21 protein-coding genes and 1 tRNA gene are annotated in these 23,543 nt (G+C 67.6%); 11 read left to right on the top strand and 11 right to left on the bottom strand.

Going from position 1 to position 23,543, the window contains the following annotated elements; all coding sequences use genetic code 11:
• Nucleotides 1-262: 262 nt before the first annotated feature.
• Both BU28_RS0103680 and metH read right to left on the bottom strand, forming a co-directional pair.
• Nucleotides 263-349, bottom strand: a tRNA-Leu gene (locus BU28_RS0103680).
• Between the two features lie 89 nt (nucleotides 350-438).
• Nucleotides 439-4,173 (bottom strand): methionine synthase, encoded by a 3,735-nt coding sequence (metH, locus tag BU28_RS0103685; protein ID WP_028718251.1) that lies wholly within the window; start codon nucleotides 4,171-4,173, stop codon nucleotides 439-441.
• Between the two features lie 214 nt (nucleotides 4,174-4,387).
• On the opposite strand from metH, the gene lipB reads away from it, so the two are divergent.
• The 4 genes from lipB (at nucleotide 4,388) to BU28_RS0103705 (ending at nucleotide 8,041) form a co-directional block, all read left to right on the top strand.
• Nucleotides 4,388-5,041 carry a lipoyl(octanoyl) transferase LipB gene (lipB, locus tag BU28_RS0103690; protein ID WP_028718252.1) on the top strand — a complete coding sequence of 218 codons (654 nt, stop codon included), beginning with the start codon at nucleotides 4,388-4,390 and terminating at the stop codon, nucleotides 5,039-5,041.
• A 149-nt stretch (nucleotides 5,042-5,190) separates the two neighbouring features.
• Nucleotides 5,191-5,661, top strand: coding sequence for a c-type cytochrome (locus tag BU28_RS0103695; protein WP_028718253.1), 471 nt, complete (start codon nucleotides 5,191-5,193; stop codon nucleotides 5,659-5,661).
• A 211-nt stretch (nucleotides 5,662-5,872) separates the two neighbouring features.
• Nucleotides 5,873-7,549: a cytochrome c oxidase subunit I gene (gene ctaD / locus BU28_RS0103700; RefSeq protein WP_028718254.1), complete on the top strand. Its 1,677-nt coding sequence runs from the start codon at nucleotides 5,873-5,875 to the stop codon at nucleotides 7,547-7,549.
• Between the two features lie 3 nt (nucleotides 7,550-7,552).
• Nucleotides 7,553-8,041 carry a DUF2244 domain-containing protein gene (locus tag BU28_RS0103705; RefSeq protein WP_028718255.1) on the top strand — a complete coding sequence of 163 codons (489 nt, stop codon included), beginning with the start codon at nucleotides 7,553-7,555 and terminating at the stop codon, nucleotides 8,039-8,041.
• A gap of 197 nt (nucleotides 8,042-8,238) precedes the next feature.
• Here BU28_RS0103705 and BU28_RS0103710 read toward each other — a convergent pair whose 3' ends face one another.
• The 3 genes from BU28_RS0103710 to BU28_RS0103720 all read right to left on the bottom strand — a co-directional run bounded on the left by BU28_RS0103710 (nucleotide 8,239) and on the right by BU28_RS0103720 (nucleotide 12,705).
• A complete protein-coding gene (locus BU28_RS0103710) occupies nucleotides 8,239-8,841 on the bottom strand; it encodes a hypothetical protein (RefSeq protein ID WP_143809753.1) in 603 nt (200 codons plus the stop codon).
• Between the two features lie 220 nt (nucleotides 8,842-9,061).
• On the bottom strand, nucleotides 9,062-11,557 hold the full coding sequence (locus BU28_RS0103715) for a GcvT family protein (RefSeq protein ID WP_028718257.1): 2,496 nt from the start codon (nucleotides 11,555-11,557) through the stop codon (nucleotides 9,062-9,064).
• Between the two features lie 149 nt (nucleotides 11,558-11,706).
• Complete coding sequence (locus tag BU28_RS0103720; protein ID WP_028718258.1) at nucleotides 11,707-12,705, bottom strand: 2-hydroxyacid dehydrogenase; 999 nt, start codon at nucleotides 12,703-12,705, stop codon at nucleotides 11,707-11,709.
• Between the two features lie 117 nt (nucleotides 12,706-12,822).
• Here BU28_RS0103720 and BU28_RS0103725 point away from each other — a divergent pair, with 117 nt between their 5' ends.
• Nucleotides 12,823-13,413, top strand: a complete 591-nt coding sequence (locus BU28_RS0103725) for an SH3 domain-containing protein (RefSeq protein ID WP_028718259.1) — start codon at nucleotides 12,823-12,825, stop codon at nucleotides 13,411-13,413.
• A 61-nt stretch (nucleotides 13,414-13,474) separates the two neighbouring features.
• Here the strand turns inward: BU28_RS0103725 and BU28_RS0103730 are convergent, their stop codons facing one another.
• The 5 genes from BU28_RS0103730 to infC are packed head-to-tail and all read right to left on the bottom strand — an operon-like array spanning nucleotide 13,475 to nucleotide 18,136.
• On the bottom strand, nucleotides 13,475-13,912 hold the full coding sequence (locus tag BU28_RS0103730; protein ID WP_028718260.1) for a hypothetical protein: 438 nt from the start codon (nucleotides 13,910-13,912) through the stop codon (nucleotides 13,475-13,477).
• A gap of 19 nt (nucleotides 13,913-13,931) precedes the next feature.
• Entirely contained in the window at nucleotides 13,932-15,968 is a 2,037-nt protein-coding gene (locus tag BU28_RS0103735; RefSeq protein ID WP_028718261.1) for a M3 family metallopeptidase, read from the bottom strand.
• 32 nt (nucleotides 15,969-16,000) lie between these two features.
• Entirely contained in the window at nucleotides 16,001-17,119 is a 1,119-nt protein-coding gene (locus BU28_RS0103740; RefSeq protein ID WP_081791262.1) for a HesA/MoeB/ThiF family protein, read from the bottom strand.
• A 13-nt stretch (nucleotides 17,120-17,132) separates the two neighbouring features.
• Nucleotides 17,133-17,594 (bottom strand): dUTP diphosphatase, encoded by a 462-nt coding sequence (dut, locus tag BU28_RS0103745; protein ID WP_036761840.1) that lies wholly within the window; start codon nucleotides 17,592-17,594, stop codon nucleotides 17,133-17,135.
• A gap of 2 nt (nucleotides 17,595-17,596) precedes the next feature.
• Nucleotides 17,597-18,136 carry a translation initiation factor IF-3 gene (gene infC, locus BU28_RS21940; protein WP_036761842.1) on the bottom strand — a complete coding sequence of 180 codons (540 nt, stop codon included), beginning with the start codon at nucleotides 18,134-18,136 and terminating at the stop codon, nucleotides 17,597-17,599.
• A gap of 185 nt (nucleotides 18,137-18,321) precedes the next feature.
• Here infC and BU28_RS26570 point away from each other — a divergent pair, with 185 nt between their 5' ends.
• The 6 genes from BU28_RS26570 to BU28_RS0103780 all read left to right on the top strand — a co-directional run bounded on the left by BU28_RS26570 (nucleotide 18,322) and on the right by BU28_RS0103780 (nucleotide 23,364).
• Nucleotides 18,322-18,960 carry a hypothetical protein gene (locus tag BU28_RS26570; protein ID WP_028718265.1) on the top strand — a complete coding sequence of 213 codons (639 nt, stop codon included), beginning with the start codon at nucleotides 18,322-18,324 and terminating at the stop codon, nucleotides 18,958-18,960.
• Nucleotides 18,957-19,832, top strand: coding sequence for a glycosyltransferase family 2 protein (locus BU28_RS0103760; protein ID WP_028718266.1), 876 nt, complete (start codon nucleotides 18,957-18,959; stop codon nucleotides 19,830-19,832). Before BU28_RS26570 ends, BU28_RS0103760 begins: the two co-directional genes overlap by 4 nt.
• Nucleotides 19,833-19,965: 133 nt before the next feature.
• Complete coding sequence (gene fabA, locus BU28_RS0103765; protein ID WP_028718267.1) at nucleotides 19,966-20,475, top strand: bifunctional 3-hydroxydecanoyl-ACP dehydratase/trans-2-decenoyl-ACP isomerase; 510 nt, start codon at nucleotides 19,966-19,968, stop codon at nucleotides 20,473-20,475.
• Between the two features lie 43 nt (nucleotides 20,476-20,518).
• Complete coding sequence (gene fabB / locus BU28_RS0103770) at nucleotides 20,519-21,748, top strand: beta-ketoacyl-ACP synthase I (protein WP_028718268.1); 1,230 nt, start codon at nucleotides 20,519-20,521, stop codon at nucleotides 21,746-21,748.
• Between the two features lie 6 nt (nucleotides 21,749-21,754).
• Nucleotides 21,755-22,543, top strand: a complete 789-nt coding sequence (locus BU28_RS0103775) for an enoyl-ACP reductase FabI (protein WP_028718269.1) — start codon at nucleotides 21,755-21,757, stop codon at nucleotides 22,541-22,543.
• Nucleotides 22,540-23,364 carry an alpha/beta fold hydrolase gene (locus BU28_RS0103780; RefSeq protein ID WP_028718270.1) on the top strand — a complete coding sequence of 275 codons (825 nt, stop codon included), beginning with the start codon at nucleotides 22,540-22,542 and terminating at the stop codon, nucleotides 23,362-23,364. The genes BU28_RS0103775 and BU28_RS0103780 overlap by 4 nt, the downstream gene beginning before the upstream one ends.
• Here BU28_RS0103780 and BU28_RS25935 read toward each other — a convergent pair.
• On the bottom strand, nucleotides 23,361-23,528 hold the full coding sequence (locus BU28_RS25935) for a hypothetical protein (RefSeq protein ID WP_088239193.1): 168 nt from the start codon (nucleotides 23,526-23,528) through the stop codon (nucleotides 23,361-23,363). The genes BU28_RS0103780 and BU28_RS25935 overlap by 4 nt on opposite strands.
• Nucleotides 23,529-23,543: the final 15 nt, after the last annotated feature.

Raw genomic sequence — 23,543 nt, forward strand, 5'->3', positions numbered from 1 at the left:
GATCGGGCGCCCGCAGACCCAGGCCGCATCCCGGCAACGCGCCTGAAACGCAAGCCCGGGCGCCTCGCCCGGAAAACCGGCAGCTGCCCGGCAAAGCCGCGCCCCGCCCGGACCCGGCGGCCCGTCCCCCGCGCCCGTCGCAAGAATCCCATGGAACTGTCGTAAACCGGGGGCACCGCCTTTCGGGGCCATCATCGAAAAAGTCAGGGCCGGAAAAAACGAAAGCCGCCCATCTCATCGAGATCGAACGGCTTTTTGTTCATGGTGCGGTCGAAAAGACTCGAACTTTCACTCCGGTTAAGGAACAGCGACCTCAACGCTGCGCGTCTACCAATTCCGCCACGACCGCATCTTCGTAGGCTTGCGCCTTCTAGACGCTTGCGGGGCGGATGAAAAGGCCCATTTCAACCGCCCCCGGTGTTTTTTCCGGCGCGATTTTCACTCGGCCGCGACCGCCGCTTGCGGGGTATAGTTCAGGATCGGGGCCAGCCAGCGCTCGGCCTCGGCCAGGGTCATGCCCTTGCGCGTGGCATAGTCCAGCACCTGGTCGTGTTCGACCTTGGCGACACCGAAGTAATAGGCCTCGGGATGGCCGATATAAAGCCCCGAGACCGAGGCACCGGGCCACATCGCCATCGACTCGGTCAGTTCCACCCCGGTCGCCGCCGTCGCATCCAGCAGCCGGAACAGCGTGGCCTTTTCCGTGTGGTCGGGCTGGGCAGGATAGCCGGGGGCCGGGCGGATGCCCTTGTAGGGCTCGGCGATCAGCGCCTCGGGGGCGAAATCCTCGTCGGAATAGCCCCAGTAGGTCTTGCGCACCCGCTCGTGCATCATCTCGGCCAGCGCCTCGGCGAAACGGTCGGCAAGCGCCTGCACCAGGATGGCCGAGAAATCGTCATGCGCCGCCTTGTAGCGGTCGGCAATGGCCTGTTCCTCGGCCCCGGTCGTCACCACGAAGCCGCCAACGTAATCGCGCAGCCCCTCGGGCGCGACGAAATCGGCCAGCGCAACGTTCGGGCGGCCGTCGCGCTTGGAGACCTGCTGGCGCAGGGTGTGAAGCGTCGCGAGTTCCTGCGCACGGCCTTCGTCGGTGAACAGGCGGATGTCGTCGCCGACCCGATTCGCCGGCCAGAAGCCGATCACGGCGCGCGGCTTGAACCACCCCTCGTCGATGATGCGCTTCAACATGGCCTGGGCATCCGCGAACAGCTGGCGCGCCACTTCGCCCTGCTTCGCGTCGTCAAGGATGCGGGGATAGACGCCCTTCAGCTCCCATGTCTGAAAGAAGGGCGTCCAGTCGATATAGCGCGCGATCTGAGCCAGGTCGAAGTCGTCGATGACCCGCGCACCCAGGAATTCCGGCGTCTTGGCCTGGAACCCCGTCCAGTCGATCCGCACCGCATTGTCGCGGGCCGAGGGCAGCGGCAGGCGCTTCTTGTCCGCCTCGGCCCGGGCGTGCTTGTTGGCCACATCCAGGTATTCGCTGCGGATCGTGTCCACATAGGCATTCTTCTGCCCCGAGAGCAGGCTGCCCACCACGCCCACGGCGCGGCTGGCATCGGTGACATAGACCGCCTGCCCCCTGGCATATTTCGGATGGATCTTCACGGCGGTATGCACGCGGCTGGTCGTCGCCCCGCCGATCAGCAGCGGAATGTCGAAGCCCTCGCGCTCCATCTCGGCCGCCACATGCACCATCTCGTCCAGCGAGGGGGTGATGAGGCCGGAAAGCCCGATAATGTCCACCTTTTCGGCCTTGGCGGTTTCCAGGATCTTGGTCGCCGGCACCATCACGCCCAGGTCGATGATCTCGTAATTGTTGCAGGCCAGCACGACGCCGACGATGTTCTTGCCGATGTCGTGGACGTCGCCCTTGACCGTCGCCATCAGCACCTTGCCGGCGCTGGAACCGCCGCCGGCCTTCTCGGCCTCCATATAGGGAAGCAGATGCGCCACGGCCTGCTTCATCACCCGGGCCGATTTCACCACCTGCGGCAGGAACATCTTGCCCGAACCGAACAGGTCGCCCACGACGTTCATCCCGGCCATCAGGGGACCTTCGATGACATGCAGCGGGCGTTCGGCGGCCAGCCGCGCCTCTTCGGTGTCCACGTCGATGTACTCGGTGATGCCGTTGACCAGCGCATGTTCCAGCCGCTTGCCGACCGGCCATTCGCGCCAGGTCAGGTCCTTTTCGCGGGCCTTCGCGCCGCCCTCGCCACGAAAGCGCTCGGCGATCTCCAGCATGTTCTCGGTCGCCGTGCCGCCGGCCTTGGGCTTGCGGTTCAGCACCACGTCCTCGCAGGCCTCGCGCAGGCTGGGCTCGATCTGGTCATAGACCGCCAGCTGGCCCGCGTTGACGATGCCCATGTCCATGCCGGCCTGAATCGCGTGGTACAGGAACACCGCATGCATCGCCTCGCGCACCGGCTCGTTGCCGCGGAAGCTGAAGCTCAGGTTCGACACCCCGCCCGAGACATGCACATGCGGCAGCTGCTGCACGATCCGCCGCGTCGCGTTGATGAAGTCAAGGCCATAGTTGTCATGCTCCTCGATCCCGGTCGCCACGGCGAAGATGTTCGGGTCAAAGATGATGTCCTCGGGCGGGAAGCCCACGCGATTGACCAGGATGTCATACGCCCGGGCGCAGATCTCCACCTTGCGGTTCTCGGTGTCGGCCTGGCCGGTCTCGTCAAAGGCCATGACCACCACGGCGGCGCCATAGCGGCGGCAGAGGTCGGCGTGGTGCAGGAAGGCCTCCTCGCCCTCCTTCAGGCTGATCGAGTTCACGATGGCCTTGCCCTGGACGCATTTCAGCCCGGCCTCGATCACCTCCCACTTGGAGCTGTCGATCATCACCGGCACCCGCGCGATGTCGGGCTCGGCCGCGATCAGGTTCAGATAGTCGATCATCGCCTGCTTCGAATCGATCAAGCCTTCGTCCATGTTGACGTCGATGATCTGGGCGCCGTTTTCCACCTGGTCGCGCGCGATGTCCAAAGCGGTCGCATAGTCGCCGTTGGTGATCAGCTTGCGGAATTTCGCGGATCCGGTGACGTTCGTGCGCTCGCCCACGTTCATGAAGGGAATGTCGTCGGTCTTGGTGAAGGGCTCCAGCCCCGACAGGCGCAGCCGCGGCTCGATCTCTGGGACCGCGCGCGGCGCCAGCCCCTCAACGGCGCGGGCGATGGCGGCAATGTGGTCGGGAGTCGAGCCGCAGCAGCCGCCCACCACGTTCACCAGCCCCTCGCGCGCGAATTCGGCGACCTGGGCGGCCATGTCCTCGGGCGATTCGTCGTACTGGCCCATCTCGTTCGGCAGGCCCGCATTGGGATAGGCGCAGATCAGCGTATCGGCCACGCCCGACAGCTCAGCCAGGTGCGGGCGCATCGCCTCGGCCCCCAGGGCGCAGTTCAGGCCGATGGTCAGCGGCTGGGCATGGCGCAGCGAATACCAGAAGGCGGTCGGCGTCTGCCCCGACAGGGTGCGGCCCGACAGGTCGGTGATGGTGCCGGAAATCATCACCGGCAGGCGCAGGCCGTGTTCGGCAAACACCTCCTCGCAGGCAAAGATCGCGGCCTTGGCGTTCAGCGTGTCGAAGATCGTCTCGATCAGGATCAGGTCGGCCCCGCCCTCGACCAGCCCGCGGATCTGCTGGGCATAGGCGACGCGCAGGTCGTCGAAGGTGACGGCCCGATAGCCGGGGTTGTTCACGTCCGGGCTGATCGAGGCCGTGCGGTTCGTCGGCCCCACCGCGCCCGCGACCCAGCGGGGGCGCCCGTCCTCGGCCGTGGCCCGGTCCAGCGCCCGGCGCACCAGCCGCGCGCCCTGCACGTTCAGGTCATGGACCGCCGCCTCCATCCCGTAATCCGCCTGGGCGATGGTGGTCGAGGAAAACGTGTTCGTCTCGACGATGTCGGCGCCGGCCTTGGCATAGCGGTAATGGATCGCCTCGATCGCCTCGGGTTGGGTCAGGATCAGCAGGTCGTTGTTGCCCTGCTGGGGATGGTTGGTGGGAAACGCCAGCGGCACGCCCGAGCCTTGGCCCAGAAAATCCGGCTCGGTCAGCCCCAGCCCCTGGATCTGCGTGCCCATCGCCCCGTCAAGGATCAGGATCCGTTCGTGCGCGGCGGCAAGGATGGCGTCGAAGGCGGGCGATCTGGGCAGGGTCATGGCGGCATCCGGATTAGTTAAGCAGATACCTATATAGGCAGATAGGCATTTAGGGAAATTCATCATCCGCACAATGATGATGCACGCGATTCATCATCACGGGCTTCCTTGTTGCCGAAATACCCTCGGGGGCGTGGGGGCAGACAGCCCCCACCACGACAGCGCCGCCGGCACCGCCCTTGCGGCCCCGCGTGCAGCCGACTATCTGGCGGCCATGACCGAATGGATCACCGCGCCCGGCCTGACCGAATACGCCCCCGCCACCGCCTTCATGGAGGCGCGCGCCGCCGCCATCGCCGCGGGCGAGGCGGACGAACTGGTCTGGCTGGTCGAACATCCGCCGCTTTACACCGCCGGAACCTCGGCCAAGGCCGCCGACCTGCTGCAGGCCCGCTTCCCGGTCCATGAGACCGGGCGCGGCGGGCAATACACCTATCATGGGCCGGGCCAGCGCGTCGTCTATGTCATGCTGGACCTGAACCGGCGCGGCCGCGACATCCGCGCCTTCGTCCAGGCGCTGGAACACTGGGTCATCGACACCCTGGCCGAGTTCAACCTCCGGGGCGAGATCCGGGAAGGCCGCGTCGGCGTCTGGATCGCCCGGCCCGACAAGCCCCCCCTGCCCGACGGCACGACGCGCGAGGACAAGATCGCCGCCATCGGCGTCAAGCTGCGCAAATGGGTCAGCTTTCACGGCATTTCCATCAATGTCGAACCCGACCTTGCGCATTACGCCGGCATCGTGCCCTGCGGCATCCAGGGCCACGGCGTCACCAGCCTGGTGGACCTGGGCCTGCCCGTCGGCATGGCCGATCTCGACCTGGCGCTGCGCCGGACCTTTTCCCGCCGCTTTCCCGCGCTGGCCTAGGGCTGCGCGATTTTCGCGCAGAATTGCAGACAGTCTTGCCGAACATGCGACCTTTTGACGGTAGGCGCGCCGCCTGCCCCATGCTAGCCCATGTCCTCAGGGAGGGGAGAGGTCCCATCCGCGACAGGAAACGACCCAGAGGACAAGTCATGAAAATCAACATCATCGCCGCATTGACCGCGACGACGCTTGCGCTGCCGGCCATGGCGCAGGACGCCGCCAACGGCGAGAAAGAGTTCCGCAAGTGCAAGGCCTGCCACATGATCCAGGCCCCGGACGGAACCGACGTGGTCAAGGGCGGCAAGACCGGCCCGAACCTTTACGGCGTCGTCGGCCGCAAGGCAGGCACCTATGAAGGCTTCAAGTATTCCGACGCGCTGATCAAGCTGGGCGAGGCGGGCGAGATCTGGACCGAGGACGACCTGGCCCAGTACATCGCCGACCCGAACAAGTATGTCGAGGCAAAGGTCGGCGACAAGTCCCTGAAAACCAAGATGACCTTCAAGATGGCCAAGGGTCAGGCCGATGTCGTGGCCTTCCTGGCCCAACACTCGCCCGATGCCGGAGGGGCCGCAGCCGAACCTGCCGCCGCACCGGCCGAGGCGCCGGCCGCGAACTGATCCGGGGGGCGCATCCCGCGCCCCCGCCCCGGCGGCCCGCCCGCGCCCGGCTGTCGCATGCGGGCAACAGCCGCCGTGGCAGAAGGCCCGGGCCGCCGCAGGCGAGGCCGGGCCTGCCTTCGGATGATTGCCGGTCGCGGCATTGTGTTCTAGAACTTGATCCGAGTCCGTCGGCCCCAGGCCGGCCAGCCGCATGTTTAGGGAGTTCAGCATGGCAGACGCAGCCGCACATGGCCACGGCGACCATCATGATACCCGGGGATTTTTCACCCGCTGGTTCATGTCCACCAACCACAAGGATATCGGGATCCTTTACCTGTTCACGGCCGGCGTCGTCGGCCTGATCTCGGTCTGCTTCACCGTCTACATGCGGATGGAACTGCAGCACCCGGGCGTGCAGTACATGTGCCTTGAAGGCGCGCGCTTCATCGCGGACGCCTCTGCGGAATGCACCCCGAACGGGCATCTGTGGAACGTGATGATCACCTATCACGGCGTGCTGATGATGTTCTTCGTCGTCATCCCGGCGCTGTTCGGCGGTTTCGGCAACTATTTCATGCCGCTGCACATCGGCGCGCCGGACATGGCCTTCCCGCGGCTGAACAACCTTTCCTACTGGATGTATGTCTGCGGCGTCGCGCTGGGCATCGCCTCGCTCCTGGCGCCGGGCGGGTCGGACCAGCCCGGCTCGGGCGTGGGCTGGGTGCTGTATCCGCCGCTGTCGACGACCGAGGGCGGCTATTCGATGGACCTGGCGATCTTCGCCGTCCACGTCTCGGGCGCGTCCTCGATCCTGGGCGCGATCAACATCATCACCACCTTCCTGAACATGCGCGCGCCGGGCATGACGCTGTTCAAGGTGCCGCTGTTCGCCTGGTCGGTCTTCATCACCGCCTGGCTGATCCTGCTGTCGCTGCCGGTGCTGGCAGGTGCCATCACCATGCTGCTGATGGACCGCAACTTCGGCACCAACTTCTTCAACCCGGCCGGTGGCGGCGACCCGGTGCTGTATCAGCACATCCTGTGGTTCTTCGGCCATCCCGAGGTCTACATCATCATCCTGCCGGGCTTCGGCATCATCAGCCACGTCATCTCGACCTTTGCCCGCAAGCCGATCTTCGGTTACCTGCCGATGGTCCTGGCCATGGCGGCGATCGGCATCCTGGGCTTCGTGGTCTGGGCGCACCACATGTACACGGCCGGCATGTCCTTGACGCAGCAGGCCTATTTCATGCTGGCGACCATGACCATCGCCGTGCCGACCGGCATCAAGGTGTTCTCGTGGATCGCGACCATGTGGGGCGGCTCGATCGAGTTCAAGACGCCGATGCTCTGGGCCTTCGGCTTCCTGTTCCTGTTCACCGTGGGCGGCGTGACCGGCGTGGTGCTGAGCCAGGCGCCCCTGGACCGGGTCTATCACGACACCTACTACGTCGTCGCCCACTTCCACTACGTGATGTCGCTGGGCGCCGTCTTCGGCATCTTCGCCGGGGTCTATTACTGGATCGGCAAGATGTCGGGCCGGCAATACCCGGAATGGGCCGGCAAGCTGCATTTCTGGATGATGTTCATCGGCTCGAACATGATCTTCTTCCCGCAGCATTTCCTGGGCCGCCAGGGCATGCCGCGGCGCTATATCGACTATCCGGTCGAGTTCGCCTACTGGAACAACATCTCGTCCATCGGCGCCTATATCTCATTCGCGTCCTTCCTGCTGTTCATCGGCATCGTGTTCTACACGCTCTTTGCCGGCAAGCGGGTGAACGTGCCGAACTACTGGAACGAGCACGCCGACACCCTGGAATGGACCCTGCCCTCGCCCCCGCCCGAGCACACGTTCGAGCAGCTGCCCAAGCGCGAGGACTGGGACCACAGCCACGCCCATTAAGCGATGCCTTATCAATGGCATGACGCGGCCCCGGAGCAATCCGGGGCCGTTTTCCGTCTTGAGGTCTGGCCGCATCGGTCGCTGCCCGCGCGGGGCTTTGCCTGGGTCATCGGGCTGACGGCCGCGGGGCTGGCCCTGCCGCTGGTCGCCCTGCTGGGGACCGTGGTGCTGTGGGGCCTGCTACCCTTTGCGGCACTGGCGGTGTGGGGGCTGTGGCTGGCGATCCGGCGCAGCTATGGCGGCCCGCGCGAGGTGATGACCCTGTCGCGCGACAGCCTGGACCTGCGCCGCAGCGACCTGGGCCGGGCGGACCGGCTGTGGCGCACGAACCCCTATTGGGTGCGGGTGGCGCTGCGCCCGAACGGCCCGGTCGAGGACTATCTGGTCCTGACCGACGGCCGGCGCGAGGTCGAGTTGGGCGCCTTCCTGTCGCCCGAGGAACGGGTGGCGCTGAAGGACGATCTGGAGCGGCGGCTGGGGGCGTTGCGCTAGGCGCGGCAGCTGCGTGCGCAGGGGGTGCGCAACGGGGCTGGCAAGCCATTGAATCAGCGAGGAAAGCAGGTGTGACTGGTGTGCACCGCGCGTACACAGGGCGTACACCGGGGGTATGACGGGAAACGGTGCCCCTGCGGGTCGACAGGAAAGGCCCGCGCGGTGCGGGCCTTTTCGGGTTGTGGCGTCGTCCGGGGTCAGAAGCGGAAGCCGGCGAGGATCTGGGCGCTTTCGCCGGTGGCGCGCAGGCCGACGGTGAAGCGGTCGACCGAAACCGTCACCACCGCGCCGATGTTGCCCTTATATTCGGTCTCGGGCTCTTGGTCGGCGTAGCACTGGTAGCCTAGATAGGAATCCGGGCACTCGGCAAAGGATTCGCGCGCGCCGAGCAGCAGGGCCGCGTCGGTGCGATAGCGGCCGTTGTCGAACAGATTGCCGCCGATCAGCAGGTTGTAGGACGTGGCCTGCCGGGGGTCCTGGTCACGGTTCCAAGTGGAATCCAGCCTGGTGCCTTCGCGGCCGATGTCGAAGCCCAGGATCAGGCGGCTGTTCGGCGACTGGTGCATGAAGCCCAGCGAAAACGGCGTGTTGTCGTTGTCGAGCGGGCCATCGTCATTGGACCGGCCAGCGCCGATATAGAAGATGTTGTTGGCGGTGATGTCCTGGGCCTGGGCAAACCCGGCGGCCAGGGTCAAAGGCAGGCAAAGGCAAAGAATCTTGGCGAGTTTCACGATAAAGGCTTTCTCGTTATCTGGTTCGGTATCCCTGTGGTAGGCGCAGGCTTCCGGTCGCGCGACCATGGAATCGGCAGCATTGTCAGCATTTTATCCCGGCATGGTGGCGCCCCCGCCATGGCGCGCGGCAGGATTGCCGGGCGTCATGGGCCGGGCGCCGGGGGCCGGGCAGGACGGGCCAGAATAATCGCTAGACTTGACGGTATTCATTCCCGGTCCCGCGGCGGTGCAAAGCAAAAGGCCCGCCATCGCAGGCGGGCCTTTCCACTCCATTCCCCTGGCCGGATCACCCGTCCACGCGGATCACCTTGTTTTCGGGGTCGTAGGGGCTGTCCTCGGTCACGACGGCATCCCACAGCTCGCGCTGCATGCGGACCTTCAGCTTGGTGCCGGGTTCGGTCAGGTCGGGGCGAACGTAGCCCATGCCGATGGACTTGCCGAAGGCCGCCGACCAGCCGCCCGAGGTCAGGCGGCCGATTTTCGTGGCGCCGTCCTCGGTGTAAAGCGCCTCGCGGCCCCAGGGATCGGCGTCGGACGGGCCGTCGATCAGCAGGGTCACGCATTTGCTGCGGATGCCCGTGTCCAGCATCGCCTGCTTGCCGTTGAAGTCCTTGTCGAGGTCCACGAAACGGTCGAGCCCGGCTTCCAGCGGCGTCGCGTCGCGGCCCAGTTCGGTCCCGAAGGCGCGATAGGATTTTTCCTGCCGCAGCCAGTTCTGCGCCCGCGCGCCCACTAGCTTCATCCCGTGCTTTTCGCCCGCCGCGACCAGCTGGTCCCAGAGATAGCGGCCGAATTCGATCGGGTGGTGCAGTTCCCAGCCGAGTTCGCCGGTATAGGCCACGCGGATGGCGCGGACCGGGCACATGCCGAGTTCGATGTTGCGCATCGAAAGCCAGGGGAAGCGTTTGTTGCCCAGCACGGTCGCGGGGTCGGCGTCGCGCACGATCTCATTGAGGATCTTGCGGCTGTTCGGGCCGGCCAGGGCGAAGACGCCCCATTGCGTGGTGATGTCCTGGATGATGACCTGGCCGAACTCGGCCTCTTTGTCCTCGGCCGTCTTGCGCAGGTAGTCGGCGTCGTAATCGGTCCAGGCCCCGGCCGAGATCAGGTAATAGTCGTCCTGATCCAGGCGCACGATGGTGTATTCGGTGCGGGTGGTGCCGGTGGGGGTCAGCGCATAGGTCAGGTTGATGCGGCCGACCTTGGGCAGCTTGTTCGTGGTGAACCAGTCGAGGAAGGCGGTCGCGCCCGGACCGGACACGCGGTGCTTGGTGAAGGCCGAGGCATCGATCAGACCGGCGGTCTGGCGGATCGCTTGGGCTTCCTCTTTCGCGTATTGCCACCAGCCGCCGCGGCGGAAGCTGCGCGCGGCGTGGTCGTCGAAGCCCTGCGGCGCGTAGTAGTTCGGGCGTTCCCAGCCGTTCACCTGGCCCATCTGCGCGCCGGCCGCGATCTGGCGGTCATAGGCGGGGGCGGTGCGCAGCGGGCGGGCGGATTCGCGTTCCTCGTCGGGGTGGTGCAGGATGAAGACGTGGGAATAGCATTCCTCGTTCTTTTTCACCCCGTATTCGGTGGTCATCCAGGACCCGTAGCGGCGCGGATCGAGGCTGGCCATGTCGATCTCGGCCTCTCCTGCGGTCATCATCTGGGCGAGGTAGTGGCCGACGCCGCCGGCGGCGGTGATGCCGAAGGAAAAGCCCTCGGCCAACCACATGTTGCGCAGGCCGGGCGCCGGGCCGACCAGCGGGTTGCCGTCGGGGGTGTAGCAGATCGGGCCGTTGAAATCGTCCTTGAGCCCCACGGTTTCCGAGCTGGGAATGCGGTGGATCATGGACATGTATTCTTCCTCGATCCGCTCGAGGTCGAGCGGAAAGAGGTCGGCGCGGAAGCCTTCGGGCACCTCGTAGGGGAAGCGGGCGGGGGCGCCGTCCTCATAGGGGCCGAGGATCCAGCCGCCGCGTTCCTCGCGCACATACCATTTGGCGTCGGCGTCGCGCAGAACGGGGTGTTCGGGGTTGCCGGCGGCGCGCCAGGCGGCCAGGGCGGGGTCCGGCTCGGTCACGATATACTGGTGCTCGACCGGGATCGCCGGGATCTTGATGCCCAAGAGGCGCGCGGTGCGCTGCGCGTGGTTGCCGGTGGCGGTCACCACATGTTCGGCCCGGATCTCGAAGGGCTCGCCGGCGGGGACGAGGTTGCCGCCGCGTTCCACCATGCGGTCGCAGGTGACGATCCATTCGTCGCCGGTCCACTTGTAGCCGTTGACCTGGATCTTGCGCTCGATGGTGGCGCCGGCCATGCGCGCGCCCTTGGCCATGGCCTGGGTCACGTCGGCGGGGTTGATATAGCCGTCGGTCGGGTGGAACAGCGCGCCTTTCAGCCCGTCGATGTTGACCAGCGGCCAGCGTTCCTTGATCTGGGCGGGGGTCAGGAATTCATGCTCGACGCCGATCGTCTCGGCCGTCGAGGAATAGAGCATGAATTCGTCCATCCGGTCCTGGGTCTGCGCCATGCGCAGGTTGCCGCAGCGGGTGAAGCCGGCATTGAGGCCGGTTTCCGCCTCGAGCCCGGCGTAAAGCTTGACCGAATAGTCGTGGATGTGGCTGGTCGCATAGCTCATGTTGAACAAGGGCAGAAGGCCCGCCGCGTGCCAGGTCGAGCCCGAGGTCAGTTCGTCGCGTTCGACCAGCATCGTGTCCCAGCCCGCGCGGGCCAGATGCAGGGCGATGCCGCACCCGACCGCGCCGCCTCCGACCACCAGGGCCTTCACATGGGTTTTCATGGCAGCGTCTCCCTTGATTTCGCGCGTAAGCTACTGTCGCGAGTTCTGACAGAGGCCGGGGCGCCGGGCCCGTTTTCCGCGACATATTCCTGCCGAAAAACGACATGACGCATTTAGCCGATGGTTCGGTCGCAACGCTTCCTTGCGGGTCACAGCATCGCGGGCACGACCAGGTCCGGCGGTCGGTGCCCGTCGGCGAAGGTCTTGATGTTGATGATGACCTTTTCGCCCATCTCGTTGCGGCCCTCGACCGTGGCCGAGCCCATGTGCGGCAGCAGCACGACGTTCGGCAGTTCGCGCAGCCGCGGGTTGATCTCGTGCCCGTGTTCGAACACGTCGAGCCCGGCGCCCGCGATCTCGCCCGCGCGCAGCATCCGGGTCAGGGCGTTTTCGTCGATCACCTCGCCGCGCGAGGTGTTGATGACCACGGCCGAGGGCTTCAGCAGCTTCAGCCGCCGCGCGTTCAGCAGGTGGAAGGTCGAAGGCGTGTGCGGCGCGTTCACGCTGATGATGTCCATGCGCGCGAGCATCTGGTCCAGGCTTTCCCACCAGGTCGCGCCCAGTTCCGCCTCGGTTTCGGGGCGCAGGCGGCGGCGGTTGTGGTAATGGACCTGCATGCCGAAGACATTGGCCCGCCGCGCCACCGCCTGGCCGATGCGGCCCATGCCGAGGATGCCCAGCCGCCGCCCGCCGACGCGGCCGCCCAGATGCGCGGTCGGCGACCAGCCCTGCCAGCGCCCGGCCTGCATCTCGGCCAGGCCTTCGGGGATGCGGCGGGTCACGGCAAGGATCAGGGCCATGGTCATGTCGGCCGTGTCCTCGGTCACGACGCCGGGGGTGTTCGACACCAGAATGCCGCGCTGGCGGGCCGATTGCACGTCGATGTGATCGACGCCCGCGCCGTAATTCGCGATCAGCTTCAGCCGCTCGCCCGCCTGGGCCAGCAGGGGCGCGTCGATCCGGTCGGTGACGGTCGGCACCAGCACGTCGCTGTGGCGCATGGCCGCCGCCAGTTCGTCGCGCGTCATCTTGCGATCCTCGGGGTTCGGGATCAGGTCGAACAGCTCGGCCATGCGGGCCTCGACCGGGCCGGGCAAGCGGCGGGTCAGCGTGACCTTGAGACGCGGGCGGGTCGGATCGGCGGGCATGGCGGCTCCCTGGCAAGGCTGTCTCGGCGCCGTCCTCTCTTCCAATGCGGGGCGGCTTTTGGCAAAGTGCCCGCGATGCGGGGCAGGCACAAGACCCCGGAAATGCAGGACGGGCAGATGAGCATGAGACGGGTTTGGCGGGGGGCGCGTCCCCTGGCCTTGTGGGCGTGCCTGGGCACGGCGGCGCTGGCGCAATCGGTCGATCCGGGCGAGACGCTGGACGCCAAGCAGATCCCCGGCGTTTCGGCGGATGCCGAGATCAGCCGCAACGCCGATCCGGGACGGGGGCCGGTCACCAACCTGCCCCTGCCCCGCTATGTCAGCCTGAAGGGCAGCGAGGGCAATGCACGGCGCGGGCCCAGCCTGTCGCACCGCATCGACTGGGTGTTCCGCCATTCCGGCCTGCCCCTGCGGGTCGTGGCCGAGTTCGGCCAGTGGCGCCGGGTCGAGGACCAGGACGGTGCCGGCGGCTGGGTGCATTACGCGCTGCTGTCGGGCGTCAGGACCGCGCTGGTGCAAAAGGACATGCTGGAGCTGCTGGCCAAGCCGGACGCGCGCGCCAATGTGGTCGCCCGCGCCGAGGCGGGGGCCATCGTGCGGCTGCACGAATGCACCAAGGACTGGTGCCGGGTGTCGGGCGGCGGTGAAAAGGGCTGGGTGCCCAAGACGACGATCTGGGGGGTGGACCCCGACGAGATCCGGGACTGAGATAAAGGCCACCCCGCGGGGATGGCCTTGGCAGGGGCCCGCGGCAGCCGGCCCGTGGCGCTTACATGGTCTGGCCGACCAGCGCGTCGGTCGAGGCCGTGGCCTTCATGCACTGGAAATAGGTCAGGGTGATGGTGCCCTCGGTCATGCGCAGCGTGCCGTCGGGACGGGTCTGCAGGTCCACGACGCGGTTGCCGGCGGCGGGCGAGCCTTCGCAGGCCAGCGTGACGCGGGTCTGGTTCACCTGCTGTTCGGACGAGGCGACGGTGCAGGTCGAGGCGGGGAACATGAACTTGTTGCCGTCAATCACCAGCGACTTGTCGCTGGTCGGATCGCCGCAATCCGAGCGCAGCAGGTTGTAGGTGCCGTTCAGCGCGCTGGATTGCGCCATCGGGCCGGGTGTCGGTTCGGGGTCGACGGGGGCGACCTGGTCGCAGGCGGCAAGCCCGCCCAGCACGGCCACGGCGGCAAAGGCGATAAGGGGTTTTGTCACAGGCATGTCGGTTCTCCCGGTTGTGTCAGGAAACGTCGGCCACCAGGCCGCGTCCTTTCAACAAAGCGTGAACCCCCGGTTTTCGTTCCCTGAATTTCAACCAAAGTTCGTCGGCCGGCGAAGAATCTCCTTTGGACAGAATCCATTGCTCGAGCTTGCCTGCCGTTTCCGGGTCGAAGGCGTCGCCCTGTTCCAGGAAGGCTTCGAAGGCGTCGGCGTCCATCACCTCGGACCACATGTAGCTGTAATAACCGGCGCTGTAGCCGTCCCCGGAAAACACATGCGCGAAATGCGGTGTGGCATGGCGCATCGGAATCGCCGCCGGGGCGCCGAGGCTTGCCAGCACCTCTGCCTGGCGCGCCATCGGGTCGGCGGGCGGCTCGCCCGTGTGGAAGGCCAGGTCGACCAGCGCGCTTTCCAGGTATTCGGTCGTCGCGAAGCCCTGGTCGGCGTTCCGCGCGGCCAGGATGCGGTCGCGCAGGTCGGCGGGCATCGGCGCGCCGGTTTCGGCATGGCGGGCGTGGCGGTCCAGCACCTGGGGCTGTTCCAGCCAATGTTCGTAAAGCTGGCTTGGCAGTTCGACGAAGTCGCGTGCGACCGAGGTGCCCGACATCGAGGGCCAGTCCACGTCCGACAGGATGTGGTGCAGCGCATGGCCGAATTCGTGAAACAGCGTGCGCGCGTCGTCCCAGGACAGATAGCTGGGCGCGCCGGGCGCCTCGGGCGGGGTGAAGTTGCAGACATTGACCACGATGGCCCGCTGTCCCGCGCCGATGTGGTGCTGCTGCTGCAGGGACGAACACCAGGCGCCCGAGCGCTTGCCGGGCCGGGCGTGGTAATCGCCCAGGAACACCGCCATCCGGCGCCCGTCGCGGGTGATTTCCCAGGCCCGCACCTCGGGCGTCCACAGGGGCGCGTCGAATTCTCGGAACTCCAGCCGGAACAGGCGCGCGGCGGTGTCGAAGACCGCGCCGATCATCGCCTCCAGCGTCAGGTAGGGCTTGATCTGCGCCTCGTCCAGGTCGTGTTCGGCCTGCCGGCGGCGTTCGGCATAGTAGCGCCAGTCCCAGGGTTCCAGCGCGCCGTTCACGCCGTCCTCGTGCAGCATGGCGGCGAAGCGCTCGGCATCGGCCTCGGCCCGGGCCTTGGCGGGGGTCCAGACCTGACGCAGCAGCGCGTCGACGTTTTCGGCATTGCCGGCCATCTCGGGTTCAAGCTTGTAGCTGGCGAAGTCCTTGTAGCCCAGAAGCGTGGCGCGTTCGTGGCGCAGGGCCAGGATCTCGGCCACCAGGGGGCGGTTGTCGGTCGCGGCCCCCCCCGCGCCCTGCCCGGTGCCGCGCGCGGTCCAGGCCCGGAAGGCGGTTTCGCGCAAGGTGCGGTCCTGCGCATGTTCCAGAAACGGCACGATCAGCGAGCGGTTCAGCGTCACCACCTGCCCCGGCAGGCCGCGTTCGCGCGCCGCCGCCCGCATCGCGCGCAGCAGCCAGTCGGGCAGGCCCGCCAGCCGGTCGTCGGCTACCGCCAGCACATAGTCGCGTTCGTCGGTCAGCACGTTCTGTGCGAACTCGGTGGACAGCACCGCCAGCCGCTCGCGGATCTGGGCCATGCGGTCGCGCGCCGCGCCCGTCAGGCCGGCGCCCGAGCGGCGCAGCCCGCGCAGCGTCAGTTCGGTCAGGCGACGGTCCTGCGGGCCCAGTTCGTCGCGGTCCTGGTGGATCGCCTCGACCCGGTCGAACAGGCGCGGGTCCATGCTGGTTTTCGACCCATGCGCGGCCAGCCGGGGGGCGATGTCGCGCTGCAACGCCTCGCGCGTGGGGTTCGAATCGACGCCGGCCAGGGTGAAGAAGATGGCGCAAAGCCGGTTCAGCGGCTCCTCGGCGGTTTCAAGGGCGGCGACGGTGTTGGCGAAGCTGGGCGGTTCGGGGTTCGCGGCGATGGATTCGACGGCATCGCCCGCCAGTTTCAGGCATTCGTCGAAAGCGGGGGCGAAATCCTCGTCCCGGATCAGGTCGAAACGCGGCAGGCCCAGCGGCCCGGTCCAGTGGATGAGTTCGGGGTTCATGGCGGCCTCCATTTCCGGTCGGCGCCACTGTTTCACCCCTGCGGGAAATGTCCAGAGCCGCAAACCGGGCAATCGGCGCGGCGCGCGATGCGCATGGTCCGGTTTTCGCCGTAAAGCCCGTCAAAGACCAGCATCCGGCCGCGCAGCGCCTCGCCCGCGCCGGTCAGGATCTTGATCGCTTCCAGCGCCATCATGCTGCCGAGAACGCCCGGCAGGGGACCGACGACGCCCGCCTCGGCGCAGGCGGGGGCAAGGCCCGGCGCGGGGGCCTCGGGAAAGACGCAGGCCATGCAGGGGGCGCCGCGCGCGGGGTCCCAGACGGTCAACTGGCCTTCCCATTGCGCGATGGCGCCCGCGACCAGGGCCACGCCGGCGGCGGCGCAGGCGGCGTTGATCTGGGCCCTTGCGGCAAAGCTGTCGGTGCCGTCGATGACCAGATCGTGTTCGGCGATCAGGGCGCGGTCGGCCTGGGTGACGCGGCGCTCAAGGGGCGTGATCTCGACATAGGGGTTCAGGGCGCGTATGGCGTCGCGGGCGGCCTGGACCTTGGGGCGGCCTTCGTCCTGGGTGCGAAAGATGACCTGGCGCTGCAGGTTCGACAGGCTGACCCGGTCGTCGTCGGCCAGGGTGATGCGCCCGACGCCCGCGCCGGCCAGATAGAGGCAGACCGGCGCGCCCAAGCCCCCTGCGCCCACGACCAGCACGCGCGCGCGCCTGAGCGCCGCCTGACCCGGGCCGCCGATCTCGCGCAGGACGATGTGGCGGGCGTAGCGGTCGAGCAGCGGGTCCGTGGCGGGCACGGGTTGGGGGCTGGCGGCGCCGCGCGCGGGCACCAGCCCCGGGGCGTCCTGCCCGGTCCCGGCGCTGCGGCGGTGCAGGGCGCGAAGCGCCAGGGTGGCGGCTGAGCCCAGAAGGCCCAGACCCAGCACCCAGAGCAGCGTCGCGGAGGACCAATGCACGATGCGGGCGAAAACGCTGTCCGGTGCGCGCCAGATCGCGCCGGCGGTGGCAAGCCACAGCAGGACGCCCATCAGGCCGATCGTCCAGCCGCGCAGGCCCAGCCGCCACAGCAGGCCCAGCACCGCCCCCAATCCCAGCAGCCACCAGCCCCGGGTCAGCCACAGCACCACGCCCGCGACGACGATGGGCATCAGCCGCGCCCCATCAGCCGCGCCCGGTCGAGCCGAAGCCGCCCTCGCCCCGCGCGGTCTGGTCCAGCGTCTCGGCCACGACATAGAAGGCGCGCGTCACCGGGGCGATCACCGCCTGGGCGATGCGTTCGCCGTGCCGCAGCGCATAGGGTTCGCGGCCGAGGTTGATCAGGATCACCCCGAGCGGACCGCGATAGTCGCTGTCGATGGTGCCAGGCGTGTTCGGCAGCGTCACCCCGTGCTTCAGCGCCAGGCTGGAGCGGGGGCGGATCTGCATTTCATAGCCCTCGGGGATCTGGACGCGCAGCCCGGTGGGGACCAGGCGGATGTCGCCGGGCTGAAGCACCCACTCGGCCCCGCCGAGGTCGGCGCGCAGGTCGGCCCCCGCCGCGCCCGCCGTCTGGTATTCGGGAAGCGGCAGCGCGGCATCCGCGCCCGGTTCGCGCAGAACCAGAATCGTGACCGCCGCCGCCATCGTCACTTGGGCGCGATCATCATGACCATCTGACGCCCTTCCAGCTTGGGCATCGATTCGATCTTGCCGGCCTCGCCCACGTCGCTGGCGACGCGGTTCAGCAGTTCCAGGCCAAGCTGCTGGTGGGCCATCTCGCGGCCGCGAAAGCGCAGGGTGACCTTGACCTTGTCGCCTTCGGTCAGGAACTTCATCACCGAGCGCATCTTGACGTCATAGTCATGGGTATCGGTCCCGGGACGGAACTTGATCTCCTTGATCTCGATGATCTTCTGCTTTTTGCGGGCCTCGGCCTCGCGCTTTTGCTGTTCGTACTTGAACTTGCCGAGGTCCATGATCTTGCAGACCGGCGGCACCGCGTTGGGCGAGATCTCGACCAGGTCCAGCCCGGCCTCCTGCGCAAGCTCCAGGCCCCGGGCGGGGGTCACGACGCCGACGTTTTCGCCATCCGCGCCGATCAGGCGGATTTCGGCGACTCGGATGCGTTCGTTGACGCGGGGGCCGGTGTCACGGGTGGGCGGAGCGTTATGCGGTCTACGGGCTATGGCTGTCTTCCTTGTATGGCCAGAGGTTTTGCGCGGTTAGATAGTCGCGCAAACCCGTCATTTCAACTGGATTCGCATCATTCCCGGCGCATCGGCCCGCATCCGGGCGCACCGCGCCGCGCCTTGTCGGCGCGCGTCCCGCCGTGCCATAGAGGTCGCGCACGCCCGTGACGGAGCATTTCCCCATGCGTCTTTTGCCTGTCCTTGTCCTGGTCCTGGTTCTGGCCCTTGGCGGCGCGCTTTACTGGCAGCACCGCGCCTCGCTGCCCGAGGAGCCCCTGGCCGAACCCCTGGTCCAGCCCGAACCCGCCCCCGCCGCGCCCCTGACCGGCGACGCCACCGCCGGGGGAACCGCCGCCGATGCCGCGGCCGATGCGGCCGCCGACGCGGCGGCCATTGCGGCGGACGTGGCCGCGGATGCGGCGGCATCGGCCGATTCGGCGACCGTGGGCGCAGCCAGCGCCGCCGCGACCGAGGCCGAGGTCGCCGCCGAGGCCGCCATTGCCGCCGCCGACCGCGCCGCCGATGCCGCCGCCGCCAGCGCGGGGGCCGAGGACCCGGCCGCCGCCCGCGCGGCCAGCGAGGCAGCCAGCGCCGCGGCCCGGGCGACCCGCGCGGCGGGCGCCGCCGCAAGCCAGGCCGTCCGCATCGAGGCCGCGCTGACCCCCGAGGGCTTCGACCCGGCCCGGCTGCGCGAGATCGTCGCGGCCTCGGCCCTGCCCGAGGCGCGCAAGGCCGAGCTTGCCGCGCGGATCGACGCGGCGGCCGCGGACCCCGCCGCCGTTCCCGCCCTGCTGGACCAGATCAAGACCGCGCTGCCATGAATTTCCCCCCTCTGGACGCCTTCCTGAAGGAGTATCCCGATCGCCTGGTCAGGGGGCCCATCGCCATCCTGCTGATCGAGGACGCGGTGGCGGTGGCGCCCACGCTGGCCCACCACCTGAAAAGCGGCTTTCGTCATATCCTGGCCCTGTCCGCCGAGCCGCTGCCCGGCCATGTGATCCCCGAGGGGGCCGAGGCCAAGATCAGCAACATCCGCTTCGACGCCCGCCGCCCCCGGTCCCACGTCAGGGCGGTGAACGCGGTGCTGGCAGCGGTGCCCGAGAACACCTGGCTTTATTACGGCTACAACGCCGAGTTCCTGTTCTATCCCTTTTCGGAATCGCGCACCGTGGGCGAGATGCTGGCCTTTCATACCGAGGAGCGGCGGCGCGCGATGCTGACCTATGTGGTCGACCTTTACGCACCCGACCTGAACCGCTTTCCCGATGCGGTCAGCATGAACGAGGCGATGTTCGACCGCTCGGGCTATTATGCGCTGGCGCGGCCGGGGCGCGACGGCGCCCCCCTGCCCCGGCAGCTGGACTTTCACGGCGGGCTGCGCTGGCGGTTCGAGGAGCACATCCCCGCCGACCGCCGCCGGATCGACCGCATCGCGCTGTTCCGCAGCCAGCCCGGCCTGAAGCTGCTGCCCGACCACCGCTTCAACATCGAGGAATACAACACCTATTCCTGCCCCTGGCACCACAACATCACCGCCGCCATCGCTTCGTTCCGGGTGGCCAAGGCGCTGGTCCGGAACCCGGGCTCGCGCGACCAGATCCAGACCTTCACCTGGCGCAATTCGCACCCTTTCCGCTGGCATTCCCAGCAGTTGATGGACCTGGGCCTGATGGAGCCCGGACAGTGGTTCTGACCGCCCGCAGGCGCACCGGGTGGGGCCCTTGCGCCCCGACGGCGCGGAATGATAGACCGGCACGAAGGCTTGCGGCGTGCCGGGTTTCCCGATGCGGCTGCCGATCAGACGCATCGAGGGAGAACAGACGCGCATGACGATCACCCGGACCAGCTTTGACAAGGACGATCTGCTGGCCTGCGCCCGTGGCGAACTGTTCGGCCCCGGCAATGCGCAACTGCCCGAGCCGCCGATGCTGATGATGGACCGCATCACCGACATTTCGGCCGATGGCGGGGCCCATGGCAAGGGCCATGTGGTTGCGGAATTCGACATCACCCCGGACCTGTGGTTCTTTGCCTGCCATTTCCCCGGCAACCCGATCATGCCGGGCTGCCTGGGCCTGGACGGGCTGTGGCAGCTGACCGGCTTCAACCTGGGCTGGCGCGGCTGGCAGGGGCGCGGCTATGCCCTGGGCGTCGGCGAGGTCAAGCTGACCGGCATGGTCCGCCCGGATCGCAAACTGCTGCGATATCATGTAGACTTCACCAAGGCCGTGCAGACACGCCGCCTGACCATGGGCGTGGCGGATGGCCGCGTCGAGGCCGATGGCGAAGTCATCTATCTGGTCAAGGACATGAAGGTCGCGCTGTCGGAAAGCTGACTTCGCCTTTCGAACTTGTGCATCGAATTTCAGGAGAACGCCTATGCGCCGTGTCGTGGTTACTGGCCTGGGGATCGTTTCCAGCATCGGCAACAATGCCGCCGAAGTGCTCGCCTCGCTCAAGGCGGGGCGGTCGGGCATCATCGCCAATGAGGACATGAAGGAATACGGCTTTCGCAGCCAGGTGGCGGGCGCGGTCAAGCTGGACGTCAAGGACCATGTCGACAAGCGCGTGCTGCGCTTCATGGGTCCGGGCGCGGCCTATGCCTATCTGGCGATGCAGCAGGCGATCGAGGATTCCGGCCTGACCGAGGCCGAGATCGTCAATCCCCGCACCGGGCTGATCGCGGGTTCGGGCGGGCCGTCCACGTCCAGCATGTTCGCGGCGCACCAGACGGTGCTGTCCTCGGGCTCGCCCAAGCGGATCGGGCCGTTCGCGGTGCCGAAATGCATGTCCTCGACGATCTCGGCGAACCTGTCGACGGCGTTCCGCATCAAGGGCGTGAACTATTCGATCACCTCGGCCTGCTCGACCTCGCTGCATTGCATCGGCAACGCCGCCGAACAGATCGCCTTTGGCCGGCAGGACGTGATGTTCGCCGGCGGGGCCGAGGAGCTGGACTGGACGCTGTCCTGCCTGTTCGACGCCATGGGCGCGATGTCGTCGAAGTTCAACGACCAGCCGGAAAAGGCCTCGCGCGCCTTCGACGCGAACCGCGACGGCTTTGTCATCTCGGGCGGCGGCGGCATCCTGGTCCTTGAGGAACTGGAACACGCCAAGGCGCGCGGCGCGAAAATCTATGCCGAGGTGACGGGCTATGCCGCGACCTCGGACGGGCACGACATGGTGGCGCCCTCTGGCGAGGGCGGCGAACGCGCAATGCGGCTGGCGCTGGAGACCCTGCCCGAGGGGCGGCGCGTGGGCTATATCAACGCGCATGGCACCTCGACCCCGGTGGGCGACGTGGGCGAGGTCCAGGCCGTCCGCCGCGTCTTTGGCGAAGGCGCGACCCCGCCGATTTCCTCGACCAAGTCCATGACCGGGCACAGCCAGGGCGCGACCGGCGCGCAGGAGGCGGTCTATTGCCTGCTGATGCTGGAAAACGACTTCATCGCCCCCTCGATCAATGTCGAGACGCTGGACCCCGCCATCCATGATGGCGAAATCGCCACGCGGCTGGTGGAAAATGCGGGGCTGGACACGGTGATGACCAATTCCTTTGGCTTTGGCGGCACCAACGGGTCCATGCTGCTGTCGCGCTATAACGGATAAGAACAGATGACAGGTTTGATGCAAGGCAAGCGCGGTCTGGTGATGGGGGTCGCGAACGACCGCTCCATTGCCTGGGGTATCGCGAAGGCGCTGGCGGACCAGGAGGCGGAGCTTGCTTTCTCGTATCAGGGCGAGGCGTTCGGCAAGCGGGTCGAGCCGTTGGCGGCAAGCCTGGGGTCGGATTTCCTGCTGGACGTGGACGTGACCGACGACGCCTCGCTGGACGCGGCCTTCGGCCGGATCGGTGAACGCTGGGGCAAGCTGGATTTCGTCGTCCATGCCATCGCGTTTTCGGACAAGAACGAACTGACCGGGCGGTTCATCAACACCACGCGCGAGAATTTCAGGAACTCGCTGACGATTTCCTGCTATTCGCTGATCGACGTGGCGCGCCGGGCGCGGCCGCTGATGACGGCGGGCGGCACGATCCTGACGCTGACCTATGCCGGCTCGAACCGGGTGACGCCTTTTTACAACGTCATGGGCGTGGCCAAGGCGGCGCTGGAATCGGCGGTGCGCTATCTGGCCAACGACCTTGGCCCCGAAGGCATCCGCGTGAACGCGATCAGCCCCGGTCCGATGAAGACGCTGGCCGGCGCGGCCATCGGCGGCGCGCGCAAGACCTATCGCCACACCGAGGCGAACGCGCCGCTGCGCGCCAACGCCACGCTCGAGGCGATCGGCGGCACCGCGGTCTGGCTGTGCAGCGACTGGGGCGCCTGCACCACCGGGGAAACCGTGCTGGTCGATGGCGGCTATCACGTGCTGGGCATGCCGCAGTCGGAAAACCTGTGATGCAGCATTTCACCGCCAGCGACGGCGCGCGCCTTGTCTATCGCGACGAGGGCGAGGGGCTGCCAGTGCTGGCGCTGTCGGGCCTGACACGGACCGGCGGAGATTTCGACTATCTGGCGCCGCATCTGCCGGACGTGCGGCTGATCCGGCCGGATTACCGGGGCCGGGGCGGATCGGACTGGACCGGCGCGGAGAGCTATACCGTCCCGCGCGAGGCGCAGGACGCGCTGGAGCTGCTGGACCATCTGGGCCTTGAAAGCGCCGCCGTGCTGGGCACGTCTCGCGGCGGGCTGATCGGGATGTATCTGGCCGCCGTGGCGAAGCCCCGGCTGCGCGGCCTGTGCCTGAACGACGTGGGGCCCGTCCTGGACCGCAGCGGGCTGGACAAGATCAAGGATTATGTCGGGCGCAACCCCACGGCGCGGACATGGACCGAAATGGCCGCGAAACTGCCGGGCCTGATGCCCGAGTTCCGCAATGTGCCCGAAGCCCGCTGGCTTGAGGAAGCCAGCCGCCATTACCTGGAAACGCCGGACGGGTTGCGGATCAGCTATGACCCCGCCCTGCGCGACGCCTTCCTGGCGGCGTTTTCCGGGCCCGAGGTGGACCTGTGGGCGCTGTTCGACATGCTGCAGGGCCTGCCGCTGGCGCTGATCCGGGGCGCAAACTCGGACCTGCTGTCGTCCGGGGCGGCGACCGAGATGCGCCGCAGGCGGCCCGATATGATCTTTGCCGAGGTGCCCGACCGCGGCCATATCCCGTTCCTGGACGAGCCCGAGGCCCTGGCCGCGATCCGGGAATGGCTGGGCCTGATCGACTAGTCGGCGGTCGCGGCGCCGACCGTCGCCCCCGCGACGGCGCCCACCGGCCCCGCAACCACGGCGCCGCCAAGGCCGCCTGTCGCCGCACGTTCCGTCGGATTGTTGCCGCAGGCGGCCAGGCCAAAGGCCATGCCGGTCAGCAGGACGGCGGTCAGATAGTTCATGGCAGTCTCCCTTGC

Source organism: Paracoccus yeei ATCC BAA-599 (assembly GCF_000622145.1).
GTDB classification, from domain to species: domain Bacteria; phylum Pseudomonadota; class Alphaproteobacteria; order Rhodobacterales; family Rhodobacteraceae; genus Paracoccus; species Paracoccus yeei.

Excerpts from the sequence above, each read along its gene's own strand:
- metH (WP_028718251.1), bottom strand. The coding sequence starts at position 4,173 with ATGACCCTGCCCAGATCGCCCGCCTTCGACGCCATCCTTGCCGCCGCG.
- lipB (WP_028718252.1), top strand. The coding sequence starts at position 4,388 with ATGACCGAATGGATCACCGCGCCCGGCCTGACCGAATACGCCCCCGCC.
- BU28_RS0103695 (WP_028718253.1), top strand. The coding sequence starts at position 5,191 with ATGAAAATCAACATCATCGCCGCATTGACCGCGACGACGCTTGCGCTG.
- ctaD (WP_028718254.1), top strand. The coding sequence starts at position 5,873 with ATGGCAGACGCAGCCGCACATGGCCACGGCGACCATCATGATACCCGG.
- BU28_RS0103705 (WP_028718255.1), top strand. The coding sequence starts at position 7,553 with ATGCCTTATCAATGGCATGACGCGGCCCCGGAGCAATCCGGGGCCGTT.
- BU28_RS0103710 (WP_143809753.1), bottom strand. The coding sequence starts at position 8,841 with ATGGTCGCGCGACCGGAAGCCTGCGCCTACCACAGGGATACCGAACCA.
- BU28_RS0103715 (WP_028718257.1), bottom strand. The coding sequence starts at position 11,557 with ATGAAAACCCATGTGAAGGCCCTGGTGGTCGGAGGCGGCGCGGTCGGG.
- BU28_RS0103720 (WP_028718258.1), bottom strand. The coding sequence starts at position 12,705 with ATGCCCGCCGATCCGACCCGCCCGCGTCTCAAGGTCACGCTGACCCGC.
- BU28_RS0103725 (WP_028718259.1), top strand. The coding sequence starts at position 12,823 with ATGAGCATGAGACGGGTTTGGCGGGGGGCGCGTCCCCTGGCCTTGTGG.
- BU28_RS0103730 (WP_028718260.1), bottom strand. The coding sequence starts at position 13,912 with ATGCCTGTGACAAAACCCCTTATCGCCTTTGCCGCCGTGGCCGTGCTG.
- BU28_RS0103735 (WP_028718261.1), bottom strand. The coding sequence starts at position 15,968 with ATGAACCCCGAACTCATCCACTGGACCGGGCCGCTGGGCCTGCCGCGT.
- BU28_RS0103740 (WP_081791262.1), bottom strand. The coding sequence starts at position 17,119 with ATGCCCATCGTCGTCGCGGGCGTGGTGCTGTGGCTGACCCGGGGCTGG.
- dut (WP_036761840.1), bottom strand. The coding sequence starts at position 17,594 with ATGGCGGCGGCGGTCACGATTCTGGTTCTGCGCGAACCGGGCGCGGAT.
- BU28_RS26570 (WP_028718265.1), top strand. The coding sequence starts at position 18,322 with ATGCGTCTTTTGCCTGTCCTTGTCCTGGTCCTGGTTCTGGCCCTTGGC.
- BU28_RS0103760 (WP_028718266.1), top strand. The coding sequence starts at position 18,957 with ATGAATTTCCCCCCTCTGGACGCCTTCCTGAAGGAGTATCCCGATCGC.
- fabA (WP_028718267.1), top strand. The coding sequence starts at position 19,966 with ATGACGATCACCCGGACCAGCTTTGACAAGGACGATCTGCTGGCCTGC.
- fabB (WP_028718268.1), top strand. The coding sequence starts at position 20,519 with ATGCGCCGTGTCGTGGTTACTGGCCTGGGGATCGTTTCCAGCATCGGC.
- BU28_RS0103775 (WP_028718269.1), top strand. The coding sequence starts at position 21,755 with ATGACAGGTTTGATGCAAGGCAAGCGCGGTCTGGTGATGGGGGTCGCG.
- BU28_RS25935 (WP_088239193.1), bottom strand. The coding sequence starts at position 23,528 with ATGAACTATCTGACCGCCGTCCTGCTGACCGGCATGGCCTTTGGCCTG.